The organism is Luteibacter sp. GL_149 (assembly GCF_057834065.1).
Genome location: NZ_CM174395.1, coordinates 3,648,711 through 3,665,462, shown reverse-complemented (window position 1 = coordinate 3,665,462; position 16,752 = coordinate 3,648,711). Strand labels below are relative to the sequence as shown.

19 protein-coding genes and 1 riboswitch are annotated in these 16,752 nt (G+C 64.9%); of the genes, 17 read left to right on the top strand and 2 right to left on the bottom strand.

All coding sequences use genetic code 11. The annotated features are described in order from the left end of the window. Positions 1–101 precede the first annotated feature (101 nt). The 12 genes from glyA (at position 102) to AC3IR3_RS16180 (ending at position 10,680) form a co-directional block, all read left to right on the top strand. Complete coding sequence (glyA, locus tag AC3IR3_RS16235; protein ID WP_489193630.1) at positions 102–1,358, top strand: serine hydroxymethyltransferase; 1,257 nt, start codon at positions 102–104, stop codon at positions 1,356–1,358. Positions 1,359–1,376: 18 nt separating this feature from the next. Next, a complete protein-coding gene (gene nrdR / locus AC3IR3_RS16230; RefSeq protein WP_489193628.1) occupies positions 1,377–1,895 on the top strand; it encodes a transcriptional regulator NrdR in 519 nt (172 codons plus the stop codon). Positions 1,896–2,032: 137 nt separating this feature from the next. After that, complete coding sequence (gene ribD, locus AC3IR3_RS16225; protein ID WP_489193626.1) at positions 2,033–3,133, top strand: bifunctional diaminohydroxyphosphoribosylaminopyrimidine deaminase/5-amino-6-(5-phosphoribosylamino)uracil reductase RibD; 1,101 nt, start codon at positions 2,033–2,035, stop codon at positions 3,131–3,133. Beyond that, complete coding sequence (locus AC3IR3_RS16220; RefSeq protein WP_489193624.1) at positions 3,130–4,110, top strand: Gfo/Idh/MocA family protein; 981 nt, start codon at positions 3,130–3,132, stop codon at positions 4,108–4,110. The genes ribD and AC3IR3_RS16220 overlap by 4 nt, the downstream gene beginning before the upstream one ends. A 63-nt stretch (positions 4,111–4,173) precedes the next feature. After that, positions 4,174–4,346: riboswitch (FMN riboswitch) on the top strand. A 124-nt stretch (positions 4,347–4,470) separates the two neighbouring features. Continuing rightward, the gene (locus AC3IR3_RS16215; RefSeq protein WP_489193622.1) at positions 4,471–5,112 is read left to right on the top strand and encodes a riboflavin synthase; all 642 of its coding nucleotides are present in this window, start codon (positions 4,471–4,473) and stop codon (positions 5,110–5,112) included. Between the two features lie 50 nt (positions 5,113–5,162). Continuing rightward, on the top strand, positions 5,163–6,260 hold the full coding sequence (gene ribB, locus AC3IR3_RS16210; protein ID WP_132144249.1) for a 3,4-dihydroxy-2-butanone-4-phosphate synthase: 1,098 nt from the start codon (positions 5,163–5,165) through the stop codon (positions 6,258–6,260). A gap of 52 nt (positions 6,261–6,312) precedes the next feature. Then, positions 6,313–7,254, top strand: a complete 942-nt coding sequence (gene ldcA, locus AC3IR3_RS16205) for a muramoyltetrapeptide carboxypeptidase (protein ID WP_489193620.1) — start codon at positions 6,313–6,315, stop codon at positions 7,252–7,254. A gap of 45 nt (positions 7,255–7,299) precedes the next feature. Next, positions 7,300–7,767 carry a 6,7-dimethyl-8-ribityllumazine synthase gene (gene ribH / locus AC3IR3_RS16200; RefSeq protein ID WP_132144253.1) on the top strand — a complete coding sequence of 156 codons (468 nt, stop codon included), beginning with the start codon at positions 7,300–7,302 and terminating at the stop codon, positions 7,765–7,767. Further along, a complete protein-coding gene (gene nusB / locus AC3IR3_RS16195; RefSeq protein ID WP_207906828.1) occupies positions 7,764–8,207 on the top strand; it encodes a transcription antitermination factor NusB in 444 nt (147 codons plus the stop codon). The genes ribH and nusB overlap by 4 nt, the downstream gene beginning before the upstream one ends. Positions 8,208–8,253: 46 nt before the next feature. Next, complete coding sequence (gene thiL, locus AC3IR3_RS16190; RefSeq protein ID WP_489193617.1) at positions 8,254–9,207, top strand: thiamine-phosphate kinase; 954 nt, start codon at positions 8,254–8,256, stop codon at positions 9,205–9,207. Beyond that, positions 9,204–9,701 (top strand): phosphatidylglycerophosphatase A family protein, encoded by a 498-nt coding sequence (locus AC3IR3_RS16185; protein WP_489193615.1) that lies wholly within the window; start codon positions 9,204–9,206, stop codon positions 9,699–9,701. Before thiL ends, AC3IR3_RS16185 begins: the two co-directional genes overlap by 4 nt. A gap of 10 nt (positions 9,702–9,711) precedes the next feature. Further along, positions 9,712–10,680: a potassium channel beta subunit family protein gene (locus AC3IR3_RS16180; protein ID WP_489193613.1), complete on the top strand. Its 969-nt coding sequence runs from the start codon at positions 9,712–9,714 to the stop codon at positions 10,678–10,680. Positions 10,681–10,717: 37 nt separating this feature from the next. Here AC3IR3_RS16180 and AC3IR3_RS16175 read toward each other — a convergent pair whose 3' ends face one another. After that, positions 10,718–11,449, bottom strand: coding sequence for a 16S rRNA (uracil(1498)-N(3))-methyltransferase (locus tag AC3IR3_RS16175; protein ID WP_489193611.1), 732 nt, complete (start codon positions 11,447–11,449; stop codon positions 10,718–10,720). A gap of 82 nt (positions 11,450–11,531) precedes the next feature. Here AC3IR3_RS16175 and AC3IR3_RS16170 point away from each other — a divergent pair, with 82 nt between their 5' ends. Further along, positions 11,532–12,158, top strand: a complete 627-nt coding sequence (locus AC3IR3_RS16170) for a 2-hydroxychromene-2-carboxylate isomerase (RefSeq protein WP_489193609.1) — start codon at positions 11,532–11,534, stop codon at positions 12,156–12,158. 228 nt (positions 12,159–12,386) lie between these two features. Here the strand turns inward: AC3IR3_RS16170 and AC3IR3_RS16165 are convergent, their stop codons facing one another. After that, positions 12,387–13,760, bottom strand: a complete 1,374-nt coding sequence (locus AC3IR3_RS16165) for an adenosylmethionine--8-amino-7-oxononanoate transaminase (protein WP_489193607.1) — start codon at positions 13,758–13,760, stop codon at positions 12,387–12,389. A gap of 59 nt (positions 13,761–13,819) precedes the next feature. Here AC3IR3_RS16165 and gspN point away from each other — a divergent pair, with 59 nt between their 5' ends. The 4 genes from gspN to cysQ are packed head-to-tail and all read left to right on the top strand — an operon-like array spanning position 13,820 to position 16,750. Continuing rightward, complete coding sequence (gene gspN, locus AC3IR3_RS16160; protein ID WP_489193605.1) at positions 13,820–14,593, top strand: type II secretion system protein N; 774 nt, start codon at positions 13,820–13,822, stop codon at positions 14,591–14,593. Further along, complete coding sequence (locus AC3IR3_RS16155; RefSeq protein ID WP_489193604.1) at positions 14,590–15,390, top strand: inositol monophosphatase family protein; 801 nt, start codon at positions 14,590–14,592, stop codon at positions 15,388–15,390. The genes gspN and AC3IR3_RS16155 overlap by 4 nt, the downstream gene beginning before the upstream one ends. Continuing rightward, the gene (gene nudE / locus AC3IR3_RS16150; protein WP_489193602.1) at positions 15,387–15,944 is read left to right on the top strand and encodes an ADP compounds hydrolase NudE; all 558 of its coding nucleotides are present in this window, start codon (positions 15,387–15,389) and stop codon (positions 15,942–15,944) included. Before AC3IR3_RS16155 ends, nudE begins: the two co-directional genes overlap by 4 nt. Next, positions 15,941–16,750: a 3'(2'),5'-bisphosphate nucleotidase CysQ gene (gene cysQ / locus AC3IR3_RS16145; RefSeq protein WP_489193600.1), complete on the top strand. Its 810-nt coding sequence runs from the start codon at positions 15,941–15,943 to the stop codon at positions 16,748–16,750. Before nudE ends, cysQ begins: the two co-directional genes overlap by 4 nt. The last annotated feature ends 2 nt before the right edge of the window (positions 16,751–16,752 follow it).

Genomic DNA, 16,752 nt, shown 5'->3' with positions numbered 1-16,752 from the left:
CCTCCAGGGCGCTCCGCCGAGGTGTTTTTCGCGCCAGTGGCCGCAAACCCGCGTGGGCGCTACACTTTCGCTCTTCCCCGCTTCCCGCTAACGAGGTCAGGATGTTTCCGAAGGACTGCACCATCGCCGGTTACGACGACGAACTGGCCAAGGCTATCGCCCACGAGGCACGCCGCCAGGAGGATCACGTCGAACTGATCGCTTCGGAGAACTACGCCAGCCCGCGCGTCATGGAGGCCCAGGGCTCGGTCCTGACCAATAAGTACGCCGAAGGCTATCCCGGCAAGCGCTACTACGGTGGCTGCGAATACGTGGATATCGCCGAAAAGCTGGCGATCGAGCGCCTGAAACAGCTTTTTGACGCCGACTACGCCAACGTGCAGCCGCATTCGGGCTCGCAGGCCAACCAGGCGGTCTACTTCGCCCTCCTGCAGCCGGGCGACACCATCCTGGGCATGAGCCTCGCGCACGGCGGTCACCTGACCCACGGCGCCAAGGTCAATCTCTCGGGCAAGATATTCAATGCGGTCCAGTACGGTATCCAGCCTGACACCGGTCTGGTCGACTATGCCGAGATCGAGAAACTCGCCGTCGAGCACAAGCCGAAGATGATCGTCGCCGGTTTCTCGGCGTATTCGCAGGTGCTCGACTGGGCGCGTTTCCGCGAGATCGCCGACAAGGTCGGCGCATACCTCTTCGTCGATATGGCGCATATCGCCGGTCTGGTCGCCGCCGGCGTCTATCCCAGCCCCTTGCCGCACGCCCACGTGGTCACCTCCACCACCCACAAGACGCTGCGCGGTCCGCGCGGCGGCATCATCGTGGCGAAGGGTGCCGGCGAAGAGATCGAGAAGAAACTCCAGTCCGTCGTATTCCCGGGCATTCAGGGCGGCCCCCTGATGCACGTCATCGCCGCCAAGGCCGTGGCATTCAAGGAAGCGCTGGAGCCGGAATTCAAGACGTATCAGCAGCAGGTGGTGAAGAACGCCAAGGCCATGGCCAGAACGTTCATGGAGCGCGGTTACAAAATCGTCTCCGGTGGCACCGAAAACCACCTCATGCTGATCGACATGATCGGTCGCGACACCACTGGCAAGGACGCGGAAGCGGCCCTCGGCAAGGCGCACATCACCGTGAACAAAAACGCGGTGCCGAACGATCCGCGTTCGCCGTTCGTCACCTCGGGCCTGCGTGTCGGCACGCCCGCGATCACGACGCGTGGCTACAAGGAAGCCGACACCGTCGAACTGACGAGCTGGATCTGCGACGTGCTCGACGCACCCGCCGACGAAGCGGTGATCGCCACGGTTCGCGACAAGGTCACGGCGCAGTGCAGATCGTTCCCGGTCTACGGCTGAGCTGACTAAAGCTCAACCATGCACTGTCCTTTCTGCCAGCACGAAGACACCCGCGTCATCGACTCCCGTCTTACCGAGGACGGCAGCACGGTGCGGCGGCGACGCGAGTGTCCCCAGTGCGGCGAACGTTTCAATACGTTCGAGACGGCGGAACTGAAACTTCCGGCGATTGTCAAATCCGGCGATCGTCGCGAAGCGTTCGACGAACAGAAACTGCGCGTGAGCTTCGACCGTGCGTTGCAGAAACGTCCCGTCGCCAGCGATGCGGTGGATATCGCCGTACACGCCGTCATCAACGACCTTCGCCGCAGTGGCGATCGCGAAGTGCCTTCACGTCAGGTCGGCGAGCTGGTCATGCGCGAACTCAAGAAGCTCGATCAGGTCGCCTACGTACGATTCGCATCGGTCTATCGTCGCTTCGAGGACGTCCATGCGTTCCGCGAAGAAATCGAGAAACTGGAGCGGGATCTGCCGTCTATCGAGGGACTTCAGTTGCCTCTGCTGGATGTGGTGAAGAGGGGCAGGAAGGGGACGTAAAAGCGGAGGTGGGGGATGGGTAGTGGGGGCGTACATATGCGCGCCGACGGAGATCGAAACGCTCCGTGCGCTACTCTCAGTCATACCTCGCTGTACAACCATGCGCCCCCACCTCCCATCCCCCATCCCGCTCTCACATGACCCGTCCCTTCTTCCCCGCCGTCGACCATCTCCACATGGCGCATGCCCTGCGCCTGGCTGCGAAAGGTCTCTACACCACCCAGCCGAATCCTCGCGTTGGCTGCGTCGTCGCGCGTGGCGACACCGTGCTTGGCACGGGTTGGCATCCGCGTGCGGGGCAGCCGCATGCCGAAGTGTTCGCGCTGCGCGAAGCGGGTGAATCGGCTCGCGGCGCGACGGCGTACGTCACGCTGGAACCCTGCGCGCATCACGGCAGAACGCCGCCCTGTGCCGACGCGCTGATCGCCGCGGGTGTGGGGCGTGTCGTCGTCGCCGTGGAAGATCCGTTTCCGAAGGTCGACGGCGCGGGCATCGCGAAGCTGCGCGACGCGGGCATCGGCGTGCAGGTCGGTCTGATGCACGAGGCGGCGCGCGATCTGAACATCGGTTTCTTCAGCCGGATCGAACGGCAGCGCCCCTGGGTGCGCGTGAAACTCGCCATGAGTCTGGACGGACGCACCGCGCTCGCCAACGGCGAGTCGAAGTGGATCACGGGCGAAGCGGCACGTGCCGATGTGCAGCGGTTACGCGCGCGCAGTTCGGCCATCCTTTCCGCCAGCGGTACGGTACTCGGCGACGATCCGCGACTGACGGTGCGCTTGCCCGGCGACGAAGCGTTTGTTCCGCCGATGCGCGTGATCGTCGACCGGCTGTTATGTACACCTGCCGGGGCACACGTGCTGGACGATGCCGCGCCGACATGGCTGCTGCACGGGGCTGATACTCCGGTACCCGCCCACCTGACGGGTGTCCGGCGCGACACGATCCGCACCGACGGCGACGGGCTCGATCTTGCCGCGGTCATGCACTGGCTGGCCAGGCACAACGTCAACGAAGTCCACGTGGAGGCCGGTCCCACCTTATGCGGCGCGCTGCTCGCCGCAGGGCTCGCGGACGAACTGGTCATCTATATCGCGCCCATCCTCCTTGGACATACCGGCCGCCCGCTACTCAACCTTCCGCCGCTGGACGATATGACGACGCGCTGGAAACTGCGGACCGTGGATCGTCGCCAGGTCGGCGACGATATGCGCCTGACCTTGCGACCGGCGGCATGACGGCGTTGTCGGCGGTGCGCTGGGGCATTATCGGTTGCGGTAACGTCACCGAAGTCAAAAGCGGACCCGCGTTCGGGAAAATTCCGAACTCGTCGCTGGTCGCGGTCATGCGACGCGACGGCGAGCTGGCGCGCGACTATGCCGAGCGGCATGGCGTTCCTCGTTGGTACGACGATGCGGCGGCATTGATAGCCGATCCCCAGGTGGACGCCATATACGTCGCTACGCCGCCGTCGTCGCATCGGCAATACGCACTGATGTGCATCGAAGCTGGCAAGCCGGTCTACATCGAGAAGCCCATGGCGCTCGATCACGCCGAATGCGAAGACATCGTGCGCGCGGGTCATGTGGCCGGGGTACCGGTGTTCGTCGCTTACTACCGGCGCATGCTGCCGCGCTTCCGAAAAATCGCCGACCTGCTGGCGGCGGGAGCGATCGGTCGACCGCGCATCGTAAACACGATGCTGCACCATCCGCTGGACGACCGTTATCGCGATCCGGCGAACCTTCCGTGGACCGTGCTGCCAGACATATCCGGCGGCGGGATCTTCGTCGACATCGGCTGCCACACGCTCGACATCCTCGACTTCCTGCTGGGCCCGATCGTATCGGTCAGTGGCGTCGCATCGAACCAGCTTCGCGCCTATCCGGCCGAGGACACCGTGGCGATGAGTTTCGCGTTCGGAAGCGGCGTCCTCGGTACCGGCCTGTGGAATTTCGGCGCCGACCGACGCGAGGACCGCACCGAAATCGTCGGCGATGCCGGCCGCATCACATTCGCCACGTTCGGCGAGTCGCCGATCCTGCTGGATGCCGGTGGCCAGGTCGAGGTGTTCGACATCGCCAACCCCCAGCACATCCAGCAGCCGTTGATCGAAACGATCGTGGCCGAGCTGACGGGGCAGGGTCGCTGCCCGTCGACCGGCACGACCGGTGCGCGGACCAGTTGGGTCATGGATCGCGTTCTACGGCCTTGATCCCGGAGCCCCAGGCCCCACGTGATATCCTTGCCGGGCCTGCCTTCACGGGGCCGGCACTAGTAGCGTCTTCAGGGCGGGGCGAAATTCCCCACCGGCGGTAGGTCCCCTCGGGGACAAGCCCGCGAGCGCCTTCGTGAAGTTGCGAAGGGTCAGCAGATCCGGTCGAATGCCGGAGCCGACGGTTGAGGTGGCGTGCGAACGTCGCCCGAAAGTCCGGATGAAAGAAGACGGCCGGTACGCTCCCTTTCGGGGGAATGTGCCGCCATGCGCCTTGGGGCGTTTTTCGCATACTTCGCGCGGGAAACGTTTCATGAAAATCCGTACAAGCGTTATCGCCTCCGTAGGAGGCCACTGCTGATGTTTACCGGCATCATCCAGAGTGTTGGCCGCATCGCGCGGCTGGAACCCCGTGGCGGCGATGTCCGTCTGGTGGTCGGTACCGGCGATCTCGACATGCGCGATGTCGCCCTCGGCGACAGCATCGCTGTCTCGGGCGTCTGCCTCACTGTCATTTCTTTCGACGAACACGGCTTCGCGGCCGATGTCTCGAACGAAACGCTTTCCCATACCTCGCTCGGCAAACACAAAGCCGGCGATCCGGTGAATCTGGAAAAAGCGCTGCGTCTCGCCGACCGTCTGGGCGGCCATCTCGTATCCGGGCATGTGGACGGCGTGGGCAAGGTCGTTTCCGTCACGCCCGACGGGCGTTCGCAGCGCTGGACCTTCGAGGTTCCCGCATCCATTGCCCGCTATATCGCCGCCAAGGGTTCCATCTGCATCGACGGCACCAGTCTCACCGTCAACGAAGTGCAGGGTACGCGGTTCGGCGTCAATCTCATTCCTCATACGGTCGAGCACACCGCATTCGCGGCACGCCGCGCGGGCGATGCGGTGAATATCGAGGTCGACGTGATCGCGCGTTACGTGGAGCGGCTGCTGGCAAGCGGCGATGCGCCGCGCCTCGACGAGGCGTTCCTGAAGCAGCACGGCTTCGCCTGACTCCGCGCCATCCGTCGCACGGATGGCGCTTACCTATTACGGAACACCTCATGCCGTTCAACACCATCCCCGAAATCCTCGAAGACATCCGCGCCGGAAAAATGGTCGTCATCCTCGACGACGAAGACCGCGAGAACGAAGGCGACATCATCATGGCCGCGGAGAAAGCGCGGCCCGAAGACATCAACTTCATGGTGCGCGAAGCGCGCGGACTGCTCTGTCTCACGCTGACGGAGCAGCGCACGCGACAGCTTGGTCTGCGACCGATGGTCAGCGACAACAGTTCGCAGTACCACACCAACTTCACCGTTTCGATCGAAGCCGCCGAAGGCGTCACCACCGGCATCTCCGCGCACGATCGCGCGCATACCATCCAGGTCGCGGTGGCGCAGGGCGCCAAGCCTTCGGATCTCCATATGCCCGGTCACGTGTTTCCGTTGACCGCGCAGCCGGGCGGCGTGCTTACCCGTGCCGGTCACACGGAAGCGGGTTGCGACCTTGCCGCGCTGGCGGGCATGGGCGAACCGTCGTCGATTCTTATCGAAATCCTGCACGACGACGGCTCGATGGCCCGCCGGCCGGAACTGGAAATCTTCGCGCGAAAGCACGGTCTGAAGATCGGCACCATCGCCGACCTGATCCGTTATCGCCTCGAAACCGAGAAGACCGTCCAGCGCGTGCACGAAGAAGAAGTCGACACCGAGTTCGGTAAGTTCCACCTCGTGGCCTATCGCGACGCCATTCGCCACGACCTGCATTTCGCGTTGACGCGCGGCAATGTCACCGACGGCGAGCCGGTACTCACCCGTGTGCACGTACGCAACACCTTGTCCGATGTGCTGCACCTGCGCCGGTCCGACCTCGGCCATACGGTTACCGAGGCATTGCGGCGTATCGCGGACGAAAACCGTGGCGTCCTGCTCGTGCTGTCCGGTGAGGACACGGCGGAAGCGTTGCTGGCGCGCCTGAAAGGCGACACCGCACCGGTGGCTCCGCCGCGCGACGAGCATCGCGAATGGCGTCAGCATGGCCTCGGCGCGCAGATGCTCGCCGACCTCGGCGTCCGCCGGCTGCGTGTGCTGGGCACGCCGCGCAAGCTCGTCGGTATCGCCGGCTTCGGTCTGGAAGTCGTGGAGCAGGTTGGCTGATCGCTTTTCAGGCGACACTATGGCCATGCCCGTCCACCCGTAAAGAAGACCCATGCGTCCATCGCGCGACATTCGTCTGATCGCCCCCTCCGGTTACCCGCACGACCCCGACGCGATGCGCCGGGGCATCGTGCGGTTCGAGGAGGAGGGCCACCGTATCTCCGGCGCCGCCGTTCTCGAGCGCCGGCACCTGCGTTTCGCGGGAACGGACGCCGAGCGCGCCGTCGACATCAACGCGCTGGCCGATCCCTCGGTGCCGCTGCCTGACATCGTGCTGGCGGTGCGCGGCGGTTACGGCGCGCATCCGTTGCTCGCCCGGCTGGATTACGACGGCCTGCGCGAACGGCTCGGCGCATCGCCTCTGCCGATCGTCGGGCACAGCGACTTCACGGCGATCCAGTGCGCCCTGTACGTCAAAGCCGGACTGGTCACGTTCGGCGGACCGATGCTGGGGCCGGACTTTGGTGCGCCCGAGGCCGATTCCGTCACGCTGGCCCATTTCTGGGACACGCTCGGTTCCCGCGAGGGTGGCGCCCACTGGCCGGGAGCGGCGTCGGAGCGGCTCGATGTCGAGGGCATTCTCTGGGGCGGTAACCTGGCCATGCTTTCCGGGCTGGTCGGTTCGCCGTACTTTCCCGTGATCGACGGCGGCATATTGTTCGTCGAAGACGTTGCCGAGCCGCCGTACCGGGTGGAACGGATGCTCTATCACCTGCTTTACGCCGGGATTCTGGAGCGGCAGCAAGCTCTGGTTCTTGGCGATTTCACGAGCTATCGCCTCAGCTATTACGACAACGGCTACGACCTCGGCATCGCGATCGAGCGCATCGCGGCCGCGGCGGGCATTCCCATCGTGCAGGGGCTGCCATTCGGGCATGGCCCTACGAAATTCACGCTGCCGTTCGGCGTCCCCGCCCGTTTGCGGGTCGACAACGACGCGGCAACCCTGACCTTTGCCGGGCATCCCCACCTGCGCCCGGCCGAAAACCCGTAAAATACCAGGCCGCCCCGCGGCCGACGCCTTGAAGGAAATCCACCCATGAAGATCATCGAAGGCGATTTCGCCACCCCCAAGGGCCGTTTCGCCATCGTCGCCGGCCGTTTCAACGGTTTCGTGGTCGAACCGCTGGTTGCCGGCGCACGCGATGCGCTGGTCCGCCACGGTGTCGCCGACGACGCCATCGACCTCATCCGCGTTCCCGGTGCCTGGGAAATCGCACTGGCGGCCAACAAGGTGGCCCTGTCGGGCAAGTATGCCGCCGTGATCGGTCTGGGCGCGGTCATCCGCGGTTCCACGCCGCACTTCGACTACGTGGCCGGCGAAGCCGCCAAGGGTCTGGCCCAGGCCGCCTATGCGTCCGGCGTGCCGGTCGCCTTCGGCGTCCTGACCACCGACAGCATCGAGCAGGCCATCGAGCGCTCGGGCACCAAGGCTGGCAACAAGGGCGCGGATGCCGCCATTGCCGCGCTCGAAATGGTCAACCTGTACGCGAAGCTCGGATCATGAACAAGCCGTCCGGTATCGACCTCGCCGCCCGCTCGCGCGCCCGTCGTCGCGCGCTTCAGGCGTTGTATGCCTGGCAGGTCGGCGGCAGCGGCATGGGGCAGGTCATCGAGCAGTTCCGCCACGAGCAGGACATGGAAGTGGCCGACCTGGAGTACTTCGAGGATCTGCTGCGCGGCGTCGAACGCCACGTCGCCGAACTCGACAAGGGCATAAAGCCGTTCGTCGATCGCGAAGTCGAGCAGATCGACCAGATCGAACGCGCCGTCCTGCGTCTGGCGGCTTACGAACTGAAATACCGTCCGGACGTGCCTTACCGGGTCATCCTCAACGAAGCGATCGAAGTCACCAAACGCTTCGGTGCCGACCACGGCCACAGCTACGTGAACGGCGTACTCGACAAGCTCGCCACGCACTGGCGAACCGCGGAAAAGCGTTCCTGATTCCGGCGCGTCGATCCATGCATCCCTAATCAACGAGAGAGGCCGCATGGAATTCGATCTGATCGAACGCATCCGCCGGCGCACCGACACCCAGCGCGACGACGTCCGTACCGGCATCGGCGACGATGCCGCCATCGTGGCCGTCCCTGCGGGGCGCGAACTGGCCGTCGCCATCGACACACTGGTCGAAGGCGTGCATTTTCCGGTCGGCACCTCGCCCGAAGACATCGGCTGGAAGGCGCTGGCGGTCAATCTTTCCGATCTTGCCGCGATGGGCGCCACGCCCGCGTGGGCCTTGCTGGCGCTTTCCACACCCGACGGCAGTCCGGCATTTTTCGACGGACTGGCGGACGGTTTCGCGCAACTGGCCGGGTCCTACCGGCTGGCACTGATCGGCGGCGACACGACGCGCGGGCCCCTGACGGTGACCGTTGCGGTGCACGGCTTCACGTCGCCCGGCGAAGCGCTGCTGCGTAGCGGTGCGCGCGTGGGCGATATCGTGATGGTGACCGGTACGCTTGGCGATGCGGCGGCGGGATTGCGCTGTCTGGGCGAACCGGATGTCGCACCGTATGCCGCGCTGATCGAACGTCTGAACCGGCCCGTGCCGCGCGTGTCGGCCGGGCAGGCCCTGCGCGGCATCGCCACCGCCTGTATCGATATTTCCGACGGACTGGTTGCCGACCTCGGCCATATCTGCGCCGCCAGTGGCGTGGGCGCGACTATCGATGCCCCCATGCTTCCACGCTCGTCCGCGCTGTTCAGTCATTTCGACGATGCCGTAGCGCTCGATTTCGCGCTGTCCGGCGGCGACGATTACGAACTGTGTTTCACCGTACCCGCCGATCGTGCGGCCACCATGACCGCCGATCTTGCGCGCGTGGGCTGCGGCGTCACGCGTATCGGTCGTATCGTCGAAGGGCAGGGTGTCCGCGTGCTCGATGCGGCGGGCAACATTCTGTCTCCGTCACACACCGGCTGGAATCATTTCGCGCCATGAGCGACAAGTACGTTCTGGATGCGGCGTCGCGCCGCGCATTGCTGGCCCATCCGGCCGGCTGGGTAGCCTGCGGATTCGGTTCGGGACTCGCGCCGAAAGCGCAGGGAACCTTCGGCTCGCTTGCCGCCATTCTTCCGTGGCTGCTGTTGCGCGATCTGCCCGTCGCCGCGTGGCTCGTTATCATCGTCGTAGGCTTCGCCTTTGGCGTCTGGGTCTGCGACGTCGCCGGCCGTGCGCTGGACGTGGCGGATCATCGCAGCGTGGTCTGGGATGAATTCATCGGGCAGTGGATCGCGCTGCTGCCGGCGCTGGTCGCGCCGTGGTGGGCCGTTCTCGCGGGTTTCGTGTTGTTTCGCATCTTCGATGTATGGAAGCCCTGGCCCATCGGCTGGCTAGACCGTCGCGTGAAAGGCGGCATGGGTGTCATGCTCGACGATGTGGTCGCCGGTGTATTCGCGGCCGTGGTGCTCTGGATCGTCCTCCGCTTCGTTTGAGAGGTTTGCCATGGAATATCGTCGACTCGGCCGTACCGGCCTCCAGCTTTCCGCACTTTCCTATGGCGCCTGGGTCACGTTCGGCAGACAGGTCGGACGATCCGATGCACGCGAGATCATGGCGCTGGCCTACGATCGCGGCGTCAATTTTTTCGATAACGCGGAAACCTATAATGCCGGCGATGCAGAACGGCTGATGGGCGATGTACTCGCCGATCTTCGTTTTCCGCGCGATAGTTACTGCGTATCGAGCAAGGTGTTCTTCGGAGGCACGGCCCATCCGAAACCCACTCAGCGCGGACTGTCGCGCAAGCATGTCACCGAGGCTTGTCACCAGGCGTTGCAGCGGTTGCGGGTCGACTATCTCGATCTGTATTTCTGCCATCGGGCCGATCCCGACACACCCATCGCCGAAACCGTCTGGGCAATGGATGCGTTGATCCGGCAGGGTAAGGTGCTTTACTGGGGCACCAGCGAATGGACGGCCGATGAAATCGCCGAAGCGCACGATGTCGCGCAGACCGGGCATCTGCATGCGCCGAGCATGGAGCAGCCGCAGTACAACCTGCTGCATCGCGAACGGGTCGAGATCGAATACGAGCCGCTGTACGAGCGCTATGGAATGGGTACGACGATCTGGTCGCCGTTGGCGTCCGGGCTGCTTACCGGCAAGTACAACGACGGCGTGCCGAACGACTCGCGACTCGGCCATCCGGATTTTGCGTGGCTGCGCGATCGACTGTTGAACGACGGTGGCGCCGGATTGAAGTCCGTGCGCAAGCTGGCGGCCATCGCCGACGATCTGGGCATGTCGCTTACCCAATTGGCGTTGGTGTGGTGCCTGAAGAATCCCAACGTGTCGACGGTGATGCTGGGCGCGAGCCGCAAGTCGCAGCTCGAGGACAACCTGGGCGCGATCGATCATCTGTCGAAACTGGACGACGCGACGATGTACCGGATCGATCAGGCGCTCCTGTAACAGACCGCCGCGTCGTTTGTAGGAGCGTGCCGGGTCGTTACAAATCGCCGTAAAGGGTTTGTAGCGCGGCTATCGCCGCCAGTCCGGCCGTTTCGGTGCGCAGAATACGAGGTCCCAGACGAAGACCCGTGAACGAAGCAGCGGCCAGCGCGGCGCGATCGCGTTCGCCGAAACCACCTTCGGGGCCGATAGCCAGTATCGCGGGGCCTTCGAGTTTCAGATCGGCCGGACGGTGCGTACCTTCGGGCAATAACGCCAGCCGCGCCGGAACGTCTTCGTCCAGCGTGGCCAGCCACGCGGCCAATGGCTGCGCCGCCTCGATCGCGGGCAGCCGCGCACGTCCCGACTGCTCGCATGCACTGGCCGCGACGGCACGCCAGTGCAGCAGACGTTTCTCGGCGCGCGCGGCGTCCAGTTTTACCTCGGACCGTTCGGTAATCAGCGGCACGATGCGCGCGATACCGAGTTCCGTGGCTTTCTGCACGATCAGATCCATCTTCTCGCCACGCGCGACGCCCTGGGCAAGTGTCAGTGCCAGCGGCGATTCGTTGGCGACGGCACGCACATCGCCAATGTTTACTACGACTTCGCGCTTGCCCACGGAAACGATCGTCGCGTCGTAGTCGTTGCCATCGCCGGAAAACAGGATCAGCGGATGGCCTGCCTCCAGGCGCAGCACGCGAGCGACGTGTTCGCCGGCCTGCGGGGGCAGGATGAGGTCGTGGCCGCTGGCCAGCGGGGCGTCGACGTGGATGCGGATACTGCGCATGGGACTGGCTGTCGTTCGGGGGAATAGGGCATTGTACCGGGCGTCGCGCTATCGTCCCGCAGGGTCCTCAAGGAGCTATGCCATGCCCGTTGTCTGGTACTTCGACTTCATTTCGCCGTTCGCCTGGCTGCAATGGCCGCGTATTCGCGAACTGGCGGCCACCCGCGAGGTGGTGCTCCGGCCCATTCTTTTCGGGGCGCTGCTGAATCGGCTGGACATCAAGGGACCGGCGGAGATTCCGCACAAACGCGAGTTTTCTTATCGCTACGTACTCTGGCGCGCTCGACGGGCCGGCCAGCCGCTGGTGTTCCCCCCGACCCATCCGTTCAATCCGCTGCCGGCTTTGCGGTTATGCATCGCTGCCGGAGCGACCGTTGCGACGGTGGATGCGATTTTCGACTGGATATGGGCGCAGGGGCGGGCGGCGGATACGCCGGAGGCCATCGCTCCGCTGGCCGAATCGCTGGGGATTTCCGACCTTCGCGCGGCACTCCAGGCGCCTGACGTGAAGGCGGCCCTGCAGGCCAATTTCGAAGCCGCGACGGATGCCGGACTGTTCGGCGTGCCGACGCTGGCGATCGGGCCCGACCTGTTCTGGGGCGGCGATGCGCACGAGTTCGCGATGGAGTGGCTGGAGAATCCATCGCTGGCCAGCGATCCGGAGATGCTTCGGGTGGTGAGGTTGCCGGTGGGGGCTTCGCGGCTCTGACGAATACGTCAACGCAGCTCGTCGCTCCTGCGCAGGGGCGACGTTGAGATTTACGGAAATGTTTCTATAACCCTCACCGTCGCTCCTGCGCAGGCAGGAGCCCAGCGCGGTGAATCCGGTTTTCGCCGGATGGCTATTCGCGCTTTCAGAGCATGATCGGGCGCATTCGCTAAAACCCATCGCATCGTCCTGGGCCCCTGCCTGCGCAGGGGCGACGGTGAGGGGTTTCTAGCGTACGGCTATATCAATCCCCGCCATCGCCGTCTCCACCATGAAATCAATCTCGGCCTCGGTAATCACATACGGCGGCATGAAGTACACGATATTCCCGAGCGGCCGCAGCAATGCGCCGTTTTCCAACCCATGCCGATAAACGCGCAAACCACGCCGCTCTTCCGCAGCGAACGGACGACGCGTGCGCTTATCCGCCACCAGCTCCACCGCGGCGATCATTCCCGTCTGCCGTACATCGGCAACGTTCGGATGATCGCGAAGGGGAGCGAGGCGCGTGGCCATATGCGCGGCGAGCTGCCTGTTGCGTTCCAGCACGGGCTCGTCGCGAAACAGGCTCAACGTGGCGACGGCGGCGCGGCAGGCGAGGGGGTTGCCGGTATAGCTGTGCGAATGCAGGAAGGCTTTGCCACTGGCGTATTCCGCGTAGAAAGCCTGGTAGACATCCTGCGTGGTAACCACCGCCGATAGCGGAAGGAAACCGCCGGTCAGTCCCTTCGACAGACACATGAAGTCCGGCGAGATACCTGCCTGCTCGCAGGCGAACATGGTTCCCGTGCGCCCGAAACCGACGGCGATTTCATCGGCGATAAGGTGTACGTCGAACTCGTCGCACAGCGCACGCAGACCCGTGAGATAGGAAGCGTCGTACATGCGCATGCCACCCGCGCACTGCACCAGCGGTTCGACGATGACCGCGCAGGTTTCGTGCGCGTGGCGTTCCAGCAAAACGCGCATGTCGAGCAGGCGCCGCCGCGCGGTGTCGGCGGCGGGTTCCCCCGGTTCGCCCTCATAGGCATCCGGTGACGGCGCCAGTTCGGGTGTCAGCAGCAGCGGTGCATAGGTCTTGCGATAGAGGGCCACATCGCTGACGGACAGAGCGCCCAGCGTTTCGCCGTGATAGCTGCCGGTCAGTGCGATGAAGCGTGTTTTCTCGCCATATCCCCGATTCAGCCAATAGTGGAAACTCATCTTGAGCGCGACTTCGATGGCCGCCGAACCGTTATCGGCGAGAAAGACGCGTTCGAGCCCCGGAGGGGTGATACGTACCAGCTCTTCGGCCAGCTCGATGGCCGGTTCATGGGTGAATCCGGCGAAGATTACGTGTTCCAGGGTGTCCAGTTGCGCCTTGACCGCGTGGGCGATGCGCGGATGGCTATGGCCGAACAGGTTGGTCCACCAGGAACTTACGGCATCGAGGTAGCGTCGCCCGTTCGCGTCGACGAGCCACACCCCTTCGCCGCGAACCACGGGTACCATGGGGAGGGTTTCGTGGTCGTGCATCTGCGTGCAGGGGTGCCAGAGCACGTTGAGATCGCGCGCTGCGAGCGCGGCATTGGATGTGGGTGGAACGAGGAAGGCGTCGGTCATCCCGGCATGATCGGGCCGCCGCCCATCGGACTCAAGCGATAGCGAGAGGATGCAAGGTTTTGAAGTGGATTCGCTGGGTCGTTTTATGTGTCGTGCTGCTGATCGTGGCGGCCGGCCTCCTGTTCTGGTTCTTGCCCGCCCGGGTAGCGTTGCCGTTGCTTTCCAAGCGCATGCACGGCATGTCGTTCGAAGGCCTTTCGGGCTCCGTCTGGCAGGGGCACGCCGACCGCGTGGTGCTTCCCGATGGCACCGTGCTCGGTGCGGCGGACTGGCAACTGGGGCGGGAAGTGGTGCTGGGCCGTACGCATCTGATGCTCCACGTGGCCGGTGGGCGGGGTCGTTTCGATGGCCGGTACGATCAGGTGACAGCCGACTCGCGCGCATGGCACGGCGTGACTTTCCATCTGGATGCGGCAGCGCTGGCCGGTCAACCGCTGGCCGGCGATCTCCGTCCGCGTGGCACGCTGGACGGCCAGGTATCCGAGGCGGTATTCCAGGGCAACTGGCCGATGACGCTGAACGGCGAGGTTAGTTGGGCGGATGCGGCCATCCAGACGCCCGAGGGTCATATCGTGCTGGGCGGCCTGAAGCTGCAGGCGACGAGTGCGAGCGGTTTCCTGCGCGGTACGCTGGCCGACGACGGCAGTGGTTCGCTGGACACCAAGGGCGAGCTTGCCGCCTCGCCACTGGGTTGGCGCGCCGATGTGCTGCTGCGTCCGCGTATCGCCGATACGGCGCTGCGTCATCTCATCGCGCGCTTCGGGCCGGTCGGTCCGGATGGCAGCGTACATATCCAACGCAAGGCGGGGCTGGTTCCCGCGGAGTCGCCATGACCATCGTCGATACGGGTTTCCTCGAACAGGCGCTCGTCGCCGCGCGCGTTGCCGCCGATGCGGCCGCTACGGTGATTCGGCATTACTGGCGTTCCGGTGTCGACGTCATCGTCAAAAGCGACGACACCCCCGTGACCGTGGCCGATCGCGAGGCCGAACTGGCCATCCGCGAGATACTGACCCAGGCGCTGCCCGAGGCGGGTATCTACGGCGAGGAATTCGGCGTGGACGACCCGAAGCGCGAACTGCTCTGGCTGGTCGATCCGCTGGACGGAACAAAGAGCTTCGTGCGTCGCACGCCGTTCTTTTCCACGCAGATCGCACTCATGTGGCGCGGCGAACTCGTGCTCGGCGTCTCGTCGGCGCCCGTGTATGGCGAAACCATGTGGGCCGTGCGCGGTGGCGGCGCCTTCCTCGATGGCGAGCGCGTACGGATCGCATCGACGTCGGAGGTTGCGCAGGCTTCGGTGTCGACCGGCAATGTGAAGACGATGACCGCCGACGGGCGCTGGGACGCTCTCGGCCAGCTCATCCGCGACAGCAACCGCATTCGCGGCTATGGCGATTTCTGCCACTACCACCTGCTGGCCCGCGGCGCCCTGGACCTGGTGATCGAATCGGATGTGAATATCCTCGACATCGCGGCCCTCGCGGTCATCGTTCGCGAAGCGGGCGGTGTCTTCACCGATCTGGAGGGCAACGCGCCCGGCCTGGATACGCGCAGCGTCCTTGCCGGAACGCCCGGACTTCACGCCGAGGCGCTCCGTCGCTTCGCCGGCGTTACAATCGCCCGATGAACGAACGTCCGACGATCCTCGCCACGCGCGATGCCCCCGATAGCCATTTCCTCCATGTCGAGCAGGTGGACCTGCGTTTCTCCAATGGCGAAACGCGGACCTACGAGCGGCTGAAGGGCGGGGGACTCGGTGCCGTCATCATCGTTGCGATGCGCGATCCGGAAACCGTGCTGCTGGTGCGCGAATACGGCGTGGGCGTCGACCGCTACGAGCTGGGCGTGCCAAAGGGCCGCCTCGATCAGGACGAAACGGCCGAGCAGGGCGCCAACCGCGAACTGAAGGAAGAAGTCGGGTTCGGTGCGCGCAAGCTGAAGATACTGGGCACGCTGTCGCTGTCGCCCTCGTATATGACCCATCTGGCGCATGTGGTGCTGGCCGAAGATCTCTACCCCGAGCGCCTGCAGGGCGACGAGCCGGAAGAACTCGACGTCGTGCCCTGGCGCCTCGACGCGCTGCACGAACTGATCGCCCGCGACGACGTGACCGAAGGTCGCTCCATTGCCGCCTTGTTCATGGCGAGGGAATACCTCGCCGGCCGTTACCACCCCGCGTGAGCGCCGCGTCGCCACACGAGCTGCTTCCCGCCATCGCCACGCTGGCGCGTCGAGCCGGCGATGCCATCCTCGCCATCTATGTCGAGGACTTCGAAGTCATTCGCAAGGCGGATGCCTCGCCCGTGACGGCGGCCGATCTGGCGGCCCAGCAAGTCATCGCCGAAGGGCTGGCTTTGCTGACACCCGGCATTCCGCTGATTTCCGAGGAAGCGCTGGCCGCCCCCTGGTCGGAGCGCTGCACGTGGCGCCGTTACTGGCTGGTCGACCCGCTGGACGGCACGCGCGAGTTCGTGAAGCGCAACGGTGAGTTCACCGTCAACATCGCACTGATCGAAGATCATCGACCCGTACTGGGCGTGGTGCTGGCGCCGGTGTCGGGCGATCTGTACGCGGCCACGCGCGGAAACGGGGCGTGGCGCGAACGCAGCGAAGGTGCCGATCGCGAGCCCATTCGTACGCGCGCAACACCCACGCCCATGCGTGTCACCGGTAGCCGCACGCATGGCGACGCCCGTCTGTCGACGCTGCTGCAACGGCTGGGTCCGCACGAAACATTCGCGCTTGGTTCGTCGCTGAAGTTCTGCATCATTGCCCGCGGCGACGCCGATCTGTATCTGCGCCTGGGCGCCACGTCCGAATGGGATACCGCCGCCGCGCAGTGTGTGCTGGAAGAGGCTGGGGGTGCGGTGCTGGACCTGGCCGGCCGATCGTTCCGTTACAACACGCGCGATTCCCTCATCAATCCCGAATTCATTGCCTGCGGCGACCCGCGAACGGACTGGGCCGCGCGACTCATCGACCCCTGAAG